This is a genomic window from Gordonia araii NBRC 100433 (genome assembly GCF_000241265.1).
GTDB classification, from domain to species: domain Bacteria; phylum Actinomycetota; class Actinomycetes; order Mycobacteriales; family Mycobacteriaceae; genus Gordonia; species Gordonia araii.
The window spans coordinates 1-12,181 of the sequence record NZ_BAEE01000059.1; the positions used below are offsets into that span (position 1 = coordinate 1).

Sequence of the window (12,181 nt, forward strand, 5' to 3'; positions counted from 1 at the left end):
CTCCCCGTGGCCGCAGATCGGACAAGAGCTGCCGGTGCGGTACAACCCCCGCGACGCCGAGTCCTCGTGGGTCATCCACCCAGGCGACGATCAGCAGGACCCCGGCGAACCGCTTGGTGGACGTAGTCACGATTGACGCGGGCCGGTCGGACGGAGTGCAGGGACAACGCGTCGGTAGGCTGAGGAATCGTGCAGCCTGAAGTAACCGCCGATCTGGAATCCCTCGACGCGACGTTGACGACGGTCGAGAAGGTGCTCGACCTCGACGAACTCCGTCGCCGGATCGACGAACTGGAGATGCAGGCCTCCGATCCTGAACTCTGGAACGACCAGGATCACGCGCAGAAGGTCACCAGCGAACTCTCCCACGCGCAGGCGGAGATGCGCCGGGTCTCCGAACTCCGCCAGCGTCTCGACGATCTGCCGGTGCACTACGAGCTGGCCGAGGCCGAGGAGGGCGACGACCGCGCTTCAGCGCTGGCCGATGCCGACACCGAGCGCGCCTCGCTGCGCGCCGACATCGAGGCCATGGAAGTCAAGACGATGCTCGCCGGCGAGTACGACCAGCGCGACGCGTTGGTCAACATCCGTTCGGGGGCGGGCGGCGTGGACGCCGCGGACTGGGCGCAGATGCTGATGCGGATGTACACCCGCTGGGCCGAGGCGCACGGCTACGGCGTCGAGGTCTACGACACGTCGTACGCCGAAGAGGCGGGCATCAAGAGCGCCACCTTCGCCGTGAAGGCGCCCTACATGTACGGAACGCTCTCCGTCGAGCAGGGCACCCACCGCCTGGTCCGGATCAGCCCCTTCGACAACCAGGGCCGCCGCCAGACGTCCTTCGCCGAAGTCGAGGTGCTGCCCGTGGTCGAGACCACCGACCACATCGACATCGACGAGAACGACCTCAAGGTCGACGTCTACCGCTCGTCGGGCCCGGGCGGGCAGTCGGTCAACACGACCGACTCCGCGGTGCGATTGACGCACCTGCCCACCGGGATCGTCGTGACCTGTCAGAACGAGAAGAGCCAGTTGCAGAACAAGGCGTCGGCGATGCGCGTCCTGCAGGCCAAGCTGCTGGAGCGCAAGCGGGCAGAGGAGCGCGCCGAGATGGACGCGCTCAAGGGCGACGGCGGATCGAGCTGGGGAAACCAGATGCGGTCCTACGTCCTGCACCCGTACCAAATGGTCAAGGACCTGCGGACCAACGTCGAGAACAACAATCCCGGCGCTGTGCTCGACGGGGAGCTCGACGACTTCATCGAGGCCGGGATCCGCTGGCGCATGGCCGACGGGGACGACGGTGACGGCTGACCGGTGGGGTGAGATCGGCAGCCGCGCGCTGGACCGCGTGTGGGATTGGCTGTCGGTCACCGGTTTGCCGATCGCGCTGTGGATCGTCGGCGGCATTCTGGCGGCCGAGGCCGTCGACTGGGTGCTCGCGCGGTTCGAGCGACGCGTCACCGATCCGAAGCGCAACGAAGACGCCATCGTGCTCGCCGAAGAGGCCAAGCACCGGCGGGCGCTGCTGCAGGTGGTCCGCTGGACGATCATCGCCATCATCGCGATCGTCGTCGCGCTCCGAACCCTGACGCTGCTGGGCATCCCGCTGACCGGACTCGTCGGCCCGGGCGCCGTACTCGGCGCGGCGCTGGGTTTCGGTGCGCAGCGCGTGGTGCAGGACCTCCTCGCCGGATTCTTCATCGTCACCGAGAAGCAATACGGCTACGGCGACCTGGTGCGACTCGTCCTGACCGGCGGCGTCGTCGAGGAAGGCCACGTCGAAGACATCTCGCTGCGCGTCACGCGGCTGCGTTCCACCGACGGCGAGCTGATCACGGTGCCCAACGGCCAGGTCATCACGGCGATCAACCAATCCAGGGACTGGGCGCGCGCGGTCGTCGACATCGTGCTGGCCGAGGGCTCGGACCTGTCGTTGGTCAACGAGAAGCTGATCAAGTCGGGGGAGGCCTTCCAGGCCGACAAGCGATTCACGTCGCTACTCCTGGACGCGCCGGCGCCGCTTGGCGTCACCGACATGGCCGCCGACTCCTACACCGTTCGCGTCGTCGCGCGCACTTTGCCTGGCAAGCAGTTCCAAGTCAGCCGCGACCTGCGTATCTTCCTGATCAAGGACCTCCGCAAAGCGGGGATCGCGGTCCGCTCGGGCTACAACCCGGAAACGCCCGAAACCGAGGAGTGAGCATGGCCGCTCGATGGGGTCGCAAGCATGTGACGACGATTCTCTTGTCGATCCTGTTCGTCGTCTTGCTGGCGCTCTACCTCTACAGCAGCGCCGACGACGACGAACGCGACGGGCCTGTTCGACCGACCGTAACCGTCGAGAAGGCGCCGGTCCCGCCGCGCGGCTAGCGAGGGCGGCGCGCCTGAGAGGCGCACTCAGATCCCGTGGCTACACTGGCAACCCGTGATCAAGCTGGAAAAAGTCACCAAGCAGTACAAGGCCTCGACGCGGCCGGCGCTGTCCAACATGAGCCTGGAGGTAGAGAAGGGCGAATTCGCCTTTCTCATCGGACCGTCCGGGTCGGGAAAGTCGACCTTCTTCCGGATGCTCCTCAAGGAGGACAAGCCGACGTCGGGCGACATCTGGGTCGGTGACTTCCACGTCAACACCCTGCGCGCGCGTCAGGTGCCCAAGCTGCGCCAGTCCATCGGCTGCGTCTTCCAGGACTTCCGGCTCCTCCAGCAGAAGTCGGTCGCCGAGAACGTCGCCTTCGCGCTCGAGGTGATCGGCAAGCCGCCGGCGACGATCAACCAGATCGTGCCCGACGTGCTCGAGTACGTCGGCCTGGGCGGCAAGGCCGACCGCATGCCCGACGAGCTGTCGGGCGGCGAGATGCAGCGCGTGGCCATCGCCCGCGCGATCGTCAACCGCCCGCTCGTGCTGCTGGCCGACGAGCCGACCGGCAACCTCGACCCGATCACCAGCCAGGAGATCGTCGAGGTGCTCGACCGCGTGAACCGGCGCGGCACCACCGTCGTCATGGCGACCCACGACCGCCAGATCGTCGACGCCATGCGCCGCCGCGTCCTGGAGTTCGACAACGGTCACTTGGTCCGCGACGACAAGCACGGCGTGTACGGCATCGGCTGACGCACCGCATTCGAGGAGAGCAGCAACATGCGCGCCAATTTCATCATTACCGAAGTCCTCAACGGGCTCCGTCGCAACGTCAGCATGACCGTCGCGATGATCCTCACGACCGCGATCACGCTGGGCATGCTCGGGGCGGGTCTGCTGGTCATGCAGATGGCCAACAAGAGCCAGCAGATCTTCTTCAACCGGGTCGAGATGCAGATCTTCGTCAACGACGAGATTGCCCGCGCCGATCCCGACTGCGCGCAGGCGCCGTGTTCGACGCTGCGCGACGAGTTGAAGAACGAGCCCGGCGTCACCAACGTGACGTGGTTGAACCTCGACGACGCCTACAAGGCCGCCAAGGAGGCGTTCAAGCATTCGCCGGAGATGGCGGACGCGGTCACCCCCGACACCATGCCGGCGTCGTTCCGCGTCAAGGTCAACGACCCCGACAAGTACGGCGAGGTGATCGACAAGTTCCAGGGGCGGCAGGACCTTGGCGTCGACGGGGTGCAGGACCAGCGCAAGCTCGTCAACCGGCTCTTCAGCGTCCTCAACGGTGCGCGCAACGCCGCATTCGTGCTGTCGTTGATCTTGGGGGTCGCCGCGGTGCTGCTGATCGCGAACACCGTGCAGATGGCCGCGTACACGAGACGCACCGAGGTCTCGATCATGCGCCTCGTCGGTGCGAGCCGCTGGTACACGCAGCTGCCGTTCCTCATCGAGGCGGTCATCGCGGCGGTCGTCGGCACCATTCTCGCCGTCGGCGGACTGCTGATCGGCAAGAAGTTCTTCTTCGACCAGGCGCTCAACGATCTTTACGGGGTGAACATCCTGGCCAGGGTGACGACGACCGACGTGTTGTTCGTCTCGCCGTGGCTGCTGCTGGCCGGAATTGTGTTGGCGAGCGCGACGTCTTATGTCACTCTGCGGTGGTACGTGCGCGAGTGAGACCGCTGACCGCGCGCAACCCGCGGAAGGATGAGCAGTGAAAGAGAAGGGTCGCAAGGCAATCGCGACCAACCGGAAGGCGCGCCACAACTACACGATCCTCGATACCTACGAGGCCGGTGTGGCGCTGCTCGGTACCGAGGTGAAGAGTCTGCGCGACGGCAAGGCGTCGCTGGTGGACGCTTTCGCCACGATCGACGACGGTGAGGTCTGGCTCCGCGGGCTGCACATCGCCGAGTACGGGCAGGGGTCGTGGACCAACCACGCGCCGCTGCGCAACCGGAAGCTGCTGCTGCACCGCCGCGAGATCGACAACCTCGTCGGGAAGGTGCGCGACGGCAACCTGACGCTGGTACCACTGTCGCTGTACTTCAGCGACGGGCGAGTCAAGGTCGAGTTGGCGCTCGCTCGCGGCAAGCAGGCCCACGACAAACGCCACGACCTCGCCAAACGGACCGCTCAGCGCGAAGTCGAGCGCGAGCTGGGCCGTCGCGTCAAAGGCATGTAGGACCGGTGCGCCGGACGATCTGCGCGCTGGCCGCCGGTGCGCTGGCCGTCGGCGCCGGGTGTGCGGCGCCTGCGCCGGCGCCCGCGATACCCGAGCCGTATTGGCTCGTGGCAACCGGCTGCGCCGTCGGAGCGGTGCTGCCCGCTGTGGACGCGCTCGTGGCGACCGGACTGCGCGACACCGGCTACCGGCGGATCGTCGTCGAGTCCTGTGCCGCCTCCGTCGATCGTGTCGCCGCCGAGGATGCCGTGCGGGCTCGCGGAGTGGCGTTGTCGACGTCGATGCCCGAGCGGGGCGCACTGATCCGGCTTCGGGATACCAGCAGCCCGGTGGCGCTGCGCACCGAACTCACCGCGGCCTTGATGGCGTCGCGCCCGTGGGTGCTGAGCGGGCCACCGGGCGAGTTGTCGCCGACGACGCGTGCCGTCGTCGCCAACGAGGACGTTCTCGAGCTGGTCCGCGACGAGCGGGCAGCCCGCGGCGGCACCGTGCGCGAGAACGCCGACGAGGTCATACGGTCGAGGGCCAACGGGCTCAAAGGACTGATCGTGGCGCTGACCAACCGTCGCGACCAGCCGGCCGACGTCACTGTCGCCGTCGGCGCGCTGGGACTGTCGGGCACCATCCGCGGTTTCGACGCGTGGAGCGGGCAGCGGTTCGAGTGGCGCGACGGGCGCCTCGGTGGCCTGGTCGGGGCGGGGGACACCCTCCTGATCCGCATCACGTGAATAACTGGGATGAATTGTCCGATCCCGGTGGTTACACTGGGTAGTCCGCTGTGAAAGCAGCGGATCCCACCTCGGGGCTGATCGGTTTCGACTCTGTGCGTCGAGTTGGGGGAAGCGTGTCGGTGCAGGCTAGAGACCACCGTTAAGCGTCGCAGCAACCAATTAAGCGCCGATTCCAATCAGCGCGACTACGCTCTCGCTGCCTAAGCAGCCTGGCTAGTCTGTCGGCCCGGGTGGTGTTCCCACACCCGGATGCCGGCATCAGCTTAGGGAACTCACCGACGCCGCCGGTCGCGGGCGGAGTCGGGACACTCAACAGCGACTGGGATCGTCTTCTCGGCTTGTTCGCGTGACCGGGAGATCCGAGTAGAGACACAGCGGACTGCACACGGAGAAGCCCCAGTGAAGCGGCGGAGGACCCGGGTTCAATTCCCGGCAGCTCCACGAGAGGAATCCCCCTGACTTGGCTAGTCAGGGGGATTTTTCATGCCATGGCACCGCGGTGGTTGACGTCAACCGCGGTTGAGGTCGTAGCGTGCTCAGCTATGACCGCTGCGATCTGGGCTGACCGAGCACCCGTCCAAGGGCTGGGACTTATGCGTCTCACCGACGAAGGGTGGGGAGACGACGACCGCGACCCCGCCAAGCTCGTGCGCGCGGCGCTCGACGAGGGGGTGTCGTTGCTGGACACCGCGGAGATGTACGGCAACGAAGAGTTAGTCGGCCGCGCACTAGGCTCCATCCGCGACCAGGTCATCCTGTGCAGCAAGTTCGGCGTCTACTGGGGCGACTCGGGTCGCGACGACGACTGGACTGTCCGCGCCGACCCCGCGACCGTCCGGTCGGCTATCGACGGTTCGCTCCGACGACTCAACGTCGATCATCTCGACCTCTACTACCTGCACCACCGCAGCGAGGACACTCCCATCGAAGAGACCGTGACCGCGATGGCCGAACTGAAACAGGCAGGGAAGATTCGCGCTCTTGGGCTGTCGAACGTCACGCTCGACGACATCCGCCGTGCCCACGCCGTACACCCGATTGCCGCAGTGCAAGACCAGTGGTCGCTGAATCGGCGTGGTGTCGAAGAGTTCCTTCCGACGCTTTCGGAGCTGGGTATCGCACTGGTCGCGCACTCGCCACTGGGACACGGCGTGTTGAATCAGGACGACGCGGGGGATTCCCCACTCGCTCGTGTCGCTTCGCAACTCGGCGTCACTACGGGGCAGGTGGCGCTCGCCTGGGTTCATCATCGTGGGCGTCAGGCGGACTGCACCGTCATCCCCCTCCCCGGGACGAGCAGCGTCAATCATCTGCGCGCCAACGTCGCCGCGTCGCGTATCGAACTCAGCGAAAGCAGCGTGCGCAGTCTTGAGGATGCTGTGGACTTCCTCACAGATATGTAGGAACCATAACGCCGAGATAACGGAAACATAACGGGCACTGACCTGCGGCGACGCTGACACTTCTCGCTCGCGAGCGCACGCGTGCCTCCGGCGCCCGATGTGACCTTTGGTTTCTCACCCCGTAGTTTCTTGTCCGATTCGAAATCGCCGCATCTTCATTGAGGCGATCCACGAGGAGAAGAGACATATGCGTATCACCAAGCTTGCTTCCCGCGCCGCCATCGTCGGCGCTCTGACAGTCGCCCCGTTGGCCGCCGTCGTCGGCACCGCCAACGCGGCCAGCGGCAACTGGGACGCCGTCGCACAGTGCGAGAGCGGCGGCAACTGGGCCATCAACACCGGCAACGGTTACTACGGCGGGCTGCAGTTCAGCCTGAGCACGTGGCAGGCCAACGGCGGCAGCGGCATGCCCCACCACGCTTCCCGCGAGCAGCAGATCGCCATCGCCGAGCGCGTCCTGGCCACCCAGGGTGTCGGCGCATGGCCCACCTGCGGCGGTCGCCTGTACAGCTAGCACTGCTAGCGCAGCAAGCGTTGCTAGCGCAGCTAGCACTGCTACGCCGGCTCGACATCCGGTGATGCGGCACGCGGCCGCGCGATCTGACACCCTTTAACGGTGGCGATCGAGTTCCTGAGCAGGCCGTCGGATTCGCGGTTCATCGAGCAGGTCTGGACCAGTGCTGCCGTCGAGCAGGCGCCGTTTCTCTCGGTCGCCCAGGGACGCTGCGAATTGGTCGTTTCGGAACTCCCCGGTCGCCGTTTGGTGACGCTCCGGGGACCGGAGACTATTCCGACCTGGGTCGACTGCCCGGTCGGGAGATGGTTCGGCATTCGCCTGAGCCCGGGCGTGCGCTTTCGGCACGTTCTGGCCCCGTCGCTGATGAACCTCGCCGACGTGCAGCTTCCAGTGGCATCGGACGGGTCGTTCGGATTCGGCGACTTCCGTTGTGCCGAGTTGACCTTCGAGAACGCCGAAACTGTCGTGTCGACGCTGGTGCGGCTCGGCTACATCGTGGAGGACGACGTCGTCGGCGTCGCTGTCGAGCAACCCGACGCCGGCGTTTCGCGGCGTTCGGTAGAGCGCCATTTCCGCCAGGCCACCGGACTCAGCCTCGGGCAGTTCCGGCAGATCGACCGGGCCCGGGAAGCGACCATTCTGCTGCGCGGCGGTGCATCGATCGTCGACGTCGTCGCGGAAGCCGGTTACTACGATCAAGCCCACCTGGCCAGGTCGTTGCGACGGTTCATCGGCTTGACGGCTACCGAGATCCGACGGGGCGACGACCAGCTGTCGCTTCTGTACAAGACAGGGCGCTGACGGCGCTCATACAGTTCCCGTCATGGCTGACGAGACGGTGCGCGACAAACGATTCTGGACGAGTTGGGCGATGACTGCCTTGGTCGTCTTGTTTCTCCTGGTCGACGCGGTGGGTAAGTTGTTCGCACCGAAGACGATCGTCGACGCGACGGTCGCGCTCGGGTTCGACGGAGTCGCCGATACCCGCGCGATCGGGCTGGTGCTTCTCATCTGCACGGTCTTGCACATCGTGCCGAGGACGACGCTTCTCGGCGCCCTGTTGCTCACCGCCTATCTCGGCGGTGCGGTGGCCATCCAGTTACGCGTCGATGCTCCGGTGCTGAGCACGTTGCTCTTCGGCGTCTACTTGGGAGTCATCATGTGGGGCGGACTGTGGCTGCGCGACGAGCGGGTCCGCGCCTTGATTCCGCTGACGCAACGCTGATTCCCGACCGGAGAAACGAGCAGCAATGTCCTACCAGGCCTACCTCGACGCGATCGAGAAGAAGACCGGACGCACACCGCAGCAGATCCTCGACGAGGCTCGCGAACGCGGATTCACCGCCGACACCAAGGCGACGGAGATCGTGACGTGGCTCGCCGACGAGTACGGCCTGGGCCGCGGTCATGCGATGGCCATCGTCGGTGTCATCCGCAACGGCCCCGTCGCGCCCGCCAAGCATGTCGGCAGCGGTGGTACGCACAACGACGACTCGATTGAACTGCGACTGGACGGGATCGCCAACCGGTAGATCACCGGACGTCGCGCAGCAACCCGTCGACGAAGCTGAGTGCCGAGCCCTGCCAGGTCCCGATGTGGTCGAGCATGGCGTGGCCGCCGCCGGGGATCTCCACGTAGGTGGCGTCGACGCCGCGCTCGCGCAGTTCGGCGATCCCTTTCGCGGTGCGATGCGCGTACGTGGTCCGGTCGGCGGAGCCGTGCAGGGCGAGAACCCTGGCGCCGCCGTGGATTTCGCGCCAGTCGGCGAACTGCCACCACGGCGCCAAGCCCAGCACACCGAGTACGCGACGGTCGGATGCGAGTTGGGCGGCGACGCGGCCGCCCATCGAATGTCCGATCACGGCGATGGGGATGCCGGGGTTCTTGCGGGCCAGGCGTTCCAGCGCCGCGCGGGCATGCCACATCGGGCTCGCCTGGCCGCCGTTCCAGCCGTACACGCGGTAGCGAACCTGCTCGACGTCGATGGCGCCGGGGAACCGCGCCTGCAACGACCAGGTGAACGGGTACATCCGTAGCGCGGAGTTCTGCCAGGGCGAGAACGGTCGATACGAGAAGTCGGTGCCGCCGGGCAGCACGAGGACACCGAGTCGAGGTGCCATGGCGCAGAAGCCTCCAGAGTCGCTGGAACTGGTCACCCGACAGGGTAATCGCGACGCCGGGGCGGGCTTGCGGGTGGCAGACTTGGGGCCATGGTCGCCCATCCCCGTGCCGGCACGCCGGCGCTCGCCAAAGACCTGATCGACGTCGACGCCGTCGAGCGCGCGTATTACGAACTGTCGCCCGATCCGGGGGAGGCCGCGCAGCGGGTCGTGTTCGGCACGTCGGGGCATCGCGGATCCAGCCTGGACCGAGCGTTCAACGAACCGCACATCCTCGCCACGACCCAGGCGATCGTCGAATACCGCGCACAGTCGGGGATCACCGGGCCGCTGTTCATCGGCTTCGACACCCACGCCCTGTCGGTTCCCGCGTGGCGGACCGCGCTGGAGGTGCTCATCGCCGGCGGCGTCGACGTGCACACCGCGGCCGGCGACGCGGTCACGCCCACACCCGCCGTCAGCAGGGCGATCCTCGAGTTCAACGCCACGCATGACGCGCGGGCCGACGGGATCGTCGTGACGCCGAGCCACAATCCGCCTCGTGACGGTGGGTTCAAGTACAACCCGCCGTCGGGCGGCCCCGCTGATTCGACGATGACGACGACCATCGCGAACCGTGCCAACGACATCCTCGCCGACGGGCTGCGGGCCGTGCGTCGCATCCCGTTCGAGCGGGCACGCTCCCGCGCCGTCGACTACTCGTTCATCGACGCCTACGTCGGCGCGCTCGGGTCGGTCGTCGACCTCGATGCCATCGCCCGTGCCGGGATCCGGATCGGCGCCGACCCGCTCGGCGGTGCGTCGGTCGACTACTGGGCGGCGATCGGCGAGCGGTATCTCCCGTCGTTGACGGTGGTCAACCCGACGACCGATCCGGCGTTCGGGTTCATGACCCTCGATACCGACGGCAAGATCCGGATGGACTGCAGTTCGCCCAACGCGATGGCGTCACTGATTTCCGCGCGCGACCGCTATGACATCGCGACCGGCAACGACGCCGATTCGGACCGGCACGGCATCGTGACACCCGATGCGGGCCTGATGAACCCGAATCACTACCTGGCGGTGGTCATCGACTACCTGTTCACCCACCGCGACGGATGGGGAGCCGACGCCGCCGTCGGCAAGACGCTGGTCAGTTCGTCGCTGATCGACCGGGTGGTCGCGGGGCAGGGACGGCGGCTGGTGGAAGTGCCGGTCGGGTTCAAATGGTTCGTCGACGGACTGCTCGACGGCACGATCGCGTTCGGCGGGGAGGAGAGCGCGGGCGCGTCGTTCCTCCGTTTCGACGGGAGTCCGTGGTCGACCGACAAGGACGGCATCATCCTCGCGTTGCTGGCATCGGAGATCCTCGCGGTCACCGGGCAGAGCCCCAGTGAGCGGTTCGACGAGCTGGCGCAGACGTACGGCGCGTCGTCCTACGCGCGTATCGACGCGCCGGCCAACCGTGACCAGAAGGCCGTGCTCGCCGCGTTGACGCCGGATCGGGTGACCGCGACCGAACTCGCCGGCGAGGAGATCACCGCCGTCCTGACGCGGGCGCCGGGCAACGACGCGCCCATCGGCGGGCTGAAAGTCACCACGGCCAACGCCTGGTTCGCCGCCCGGCCGTCGGGTACCGAGGACGTTTACAAGATCTATGCCGAATCCTTCCGCGGCAACGGGCATCTCCATCGGGTGCAGCGCGAGGCCCAGGCGGTCGTCGACGCGGCGCTGGCCGACGCGTAACGTGCTGGCCTGGGTAGTCTCAGCAGCATCTCAGCGCGCCTCGGGTAGCGTTCTTGTCCAGATCATCAAATCGGACACAAGGAGCCATCCGTGAGTGCCAAGAAGGGCCCCGCGATTCCCAACGTCAAGGGCGGCTACAAGCCCCAGACCACGTCGAACGTACTCACCTATGTGCTGGTGAGCGTCGGTCTGATCGCTGTCGCAGCGCTGGTCATCGGCGGCGTGGTGTGGAACGCCAACCGTACGAAGGCGCCGTCGGCGAGCAACATCGACCTCAACGGACCGGTCACCCAGGGTGTCTCGGACATGACGTTCGGTGCGCCGAACGCGCCGGTGACCATCGAGATCTACGAGGACCCGCTGTGCCCGGCGTGCGGCATGTTCGAGCGGTCGCAGGGCGCGGCGATCACCGCGGCGATCAACGAGCAGAAGCTGCGCGTCCGGTTCCGCACCCTGAACTTCCTCAACGACGCGTCGGCGTCGCGCGACTACTCGACCCGTGCGGGTGCGGCCCTGCAGTGCGTGGCGGGGGAGAAGAACCAGGACGTGTTCCTGAAGTTCCACAGCGCGCTGTTCGAGCAGCAGCCGCAGGAGCAGGGCAGCAGCGACCACAGCAACGAGGATCTCGCCAACATCGCGGGTACGGCCGGCGCGAGCGAGGACACGCAGCGGTGCATCGTCAAGGGCGCTCAGGTCGAGTCCGCTCAGCAGGCGGCTCAGGAGTCGGTGAAGAAGCTCCAGGCGGCATCGCCCGGTGGCGTCAGCACGCCGTCCGTGCTGCACAACGACACCAAGATCGACCACTCCAACCCGAACTGGCTGCCGCAGCTGTTGGGCGGCGCACAGTAGGTCCGATCGCCTCCGTCCGGATTTGGAGGCGATGATCGAGATGGTGTAGTTTCGCTAATGCGCTTCTGACAGTCGCAAGGCTGCCGAGAGGCGCGGTGAAAACTACACACGGGGCTATGGCGCAGCTGGTAGCGCACCACACTGGCAGTGTGGGGGTCAGGGGTTCGAGTCCCCTTAGCTCCACTTGAAGAGCCAGGTCAGAGGGCATTTCCACTGACCTGGCTTTCTCGTACTCGTTGTCCCCAGTCCAGCTCGCATTCAAGAGCGATCGTC

At 66.6% G+C, this 12,181-nt stretch carries 15 protein-coding genes, 1 tRNA gene and 1 other RNA gene; 16 read left to right on the forward strand and 1 reads right to left on the reverse strand.

The window, feature by feature from the left end; all coding sequences use genetic code 11:
- The first annotated feature begins 189 nt into the window (after nt 1-189).
- From prfB to GOARA_RS11850, 13 genes are all read left to right on the forward strand, one after another.
- Entirely contained in the window at nt 190-1,314 is a 1,125-nt protein-coding gene (gene prfB / locus GOARA_RS11800) for a peptide chain release factor 2 (protein ID WP_007322610.1), read from the forward strand.
- Nucleotides 1,304-2,203, forward strand: a complete 900-nt coding sequence (locus GOARA_RS11805; RefSeq protein ID WP_007322611.1) for a mechanosensitive ion channel family protein — start codon at nt 1,304-1,306, stop codon at nt 2,201-2,203. The genes prfB and GOARA_RS11805 overlap by 11 nt, the downstream gene beginning before the upstream one ends.
- Nucleotides 2,204-2,205: 2 nt before the next feature.
- On the forward strand, nt 2,206-2,373 hold the full coding sequence (locus tag GOARA_RS20260; RefSeq protein WP_007322612.1) for a hypothetical protein: 168 nt from the start codon (nt 2,206-2,208) through the stop codon (nt 2,371-2,373).
- A 55-nt stretch (nt 2,374-2,428) separates the two neighbouring features.
- On the forward strand, nt 2,429-3,115 hold the full coding sequence (ftsE, locus tag GOARA_RS11810) for a cell division ATP-binding protein FtsE (RefSeq protein ID WP_007322613.1): 687 nt from the start codon (nt 2,429-2,431) through the stop codon (nt 3,113-3,115).
- Nucleotides 3,116-3,142: 27 nt separating this feature from the next.
- On the forward strand, nt 3,143-4,051 hold the full coding sequence (gene ftsX / locus GOARA_RS11815; RefSeq protein WP_007322614.1) for a permease-like cell division protein FtsX: 909 nt from the start codon (nt 3,143-3,145) through the stop codon (nt 4,049-4,051).
- 37 nt (nt 4,052-4,088) lie between these two features.
- A complete protein-coding gene (gene smpB / locus GOARA_RS11820) occupies nt 4,089-4,559 on the forward strand; it encodes an SsrA-binding protein SmpB (RefSeq protein ID WP_007322615.1) in 471 nt (156 codons plus the stop codon).
- Between the two features lie 5 nt (nt 4,560-4,564).
- Nucleotides 4,565-5,287 carry a hypothetical protein gene (locus GOARA_RS11825; RefSeq protein ID WP_007322616.1) on the forward strand — a complete coding sequence of 241 codons (723 nt, stop codon included), beginning with the start codon at nt 4,565-4,567 and terminating at the stop codon, nt 5,285-5,287.
- A gap of 73 nt (nt 5,288-5,360) precedes the next feature.
- Nucleotides 5,361-5,734: a transfer-messenger RNA gene (gene ssrA / locus GOARA_RS19420) on the forward strand.
- A 149-nt stretch (nt 5,735-5,883) separates the two neighbouring features.
- A complete protein-coding gene (locus tag GOARA_RS11830; RefSeq protein WP_007322617.1) occupies nt 5,884-6,693 on the forward strand; it encodes an aldo/keto reductase in 810 nt (269 codons plus the stop codon).
- 187 nt (nt 6,694-6,880) lie between these two features.
- Nucleotides 6,881-7,207, forward strand: coding sequence for a transglycosylase family protein (locus GOARA_RS11835; RefSeq protein ID WP_007322618.1), 327 nt, complete (start codon nt 6,881-6,883; stop codon nt 7,205-7,207).
- A 102-nt stretch (nt 7,208-7,309) separates the two neighbouring features.
- On the forward strand, nt 7,310-8,011 hold the full coding sequence (locus tag GOARA_RS20425) for a helix-turn-helix domain-containing protein (RefSeq protein ID WP_007322619.1): 702 nt from the start codon (nt 7,310-7,312) through the stop codon (nt 8,009-8,011).
- 22 nt (nt 8,012-8,033) lie between these two features.
- Complete coding sequence (locus tag GOARA_RS11845; protein ID WP_007322620.1) at nt 8,034-8,435, forward strand: DoxX family protein; 402 nt, start codon at nt 8,034-8,036, stop codon at nt 8,433-8,435.
- Between the two features lie 25 nt (nt 8,436-8,460).
- Nucleotides 8,461-8,742, forward strand: a complete 282-nt coding sequence (locus GOARA_RS11850) for a DUF4287 domain-containing protein (protein ID WP_007322621.1) — start codon at nt 8,461-8,463, stop codon at nt 8,740-8,742.
- Between the two features lies 1 nt (nt 8,743).
- On the opposite strand, the gene GOARA_RS11855 is transcribed toward GOARA_RS11850, so the two are convergent.
- Nucleotides 8,744-9,331 carry an alpha/beta hydrolase gene (locus GOARA_RS11855; protein ID WP_007322622.1) on the reverse strand — a complete coding sequence of 196 codons (588 nt, stop codon included), beginning with the start codon at nt 9,329-9,331 and terminating at the stop codon, nt 8,744-8,746.
- Nucleotides 9,332-9,421: 90 nt separating this feature from the next.
- Here GOARA_RS11855 and pgm point away from each other — a divergent pair, with 90 nt between their 5' ends.
- The 3 genes from pgm to GOARA_RS11870 all read left to right on the forward strand — a co-directional run bounded on the left by pgm (nt 9,422) and on the right by GOARA_RS11870 (nt 12,091).
- The gene (gene pgm, locus GOARA_RS11860; RefSeq protein ID WP_007322623.1) at nt 9,422-11,059 is read left to right on the forward strand and encodes a phosphoglucomutase (alpha-D-glucose-1,6-bisphosphate-dependent); all 1,638 of its coding nucleotides are present in this window, start codon (nt 9,422-9,424) and stop codon (nt 11,057-11,059) included.
- Between the two features lie 90 nt (nt 11,060-11,149).
- A complete protein-coding gene (locus tag GOARA_RS11865; RefSeq protein WP_007322624.1) occupies nt 11,150-11,908 on the forward strand; it encodes a DsbA family protein in 759 nt (252 codons plus the stop codon).
- A 110-nt stretch (nt 11,909-12,018) separates the two neighbouring features.
- Nucleotides 12,019-12,091: transfer RNA gene (locus GOARA_RS11870), tRNA-Ala, on the forward strand.
- Nucleotides 12,092-12,181: the final 90 nt, after the last annotated feature.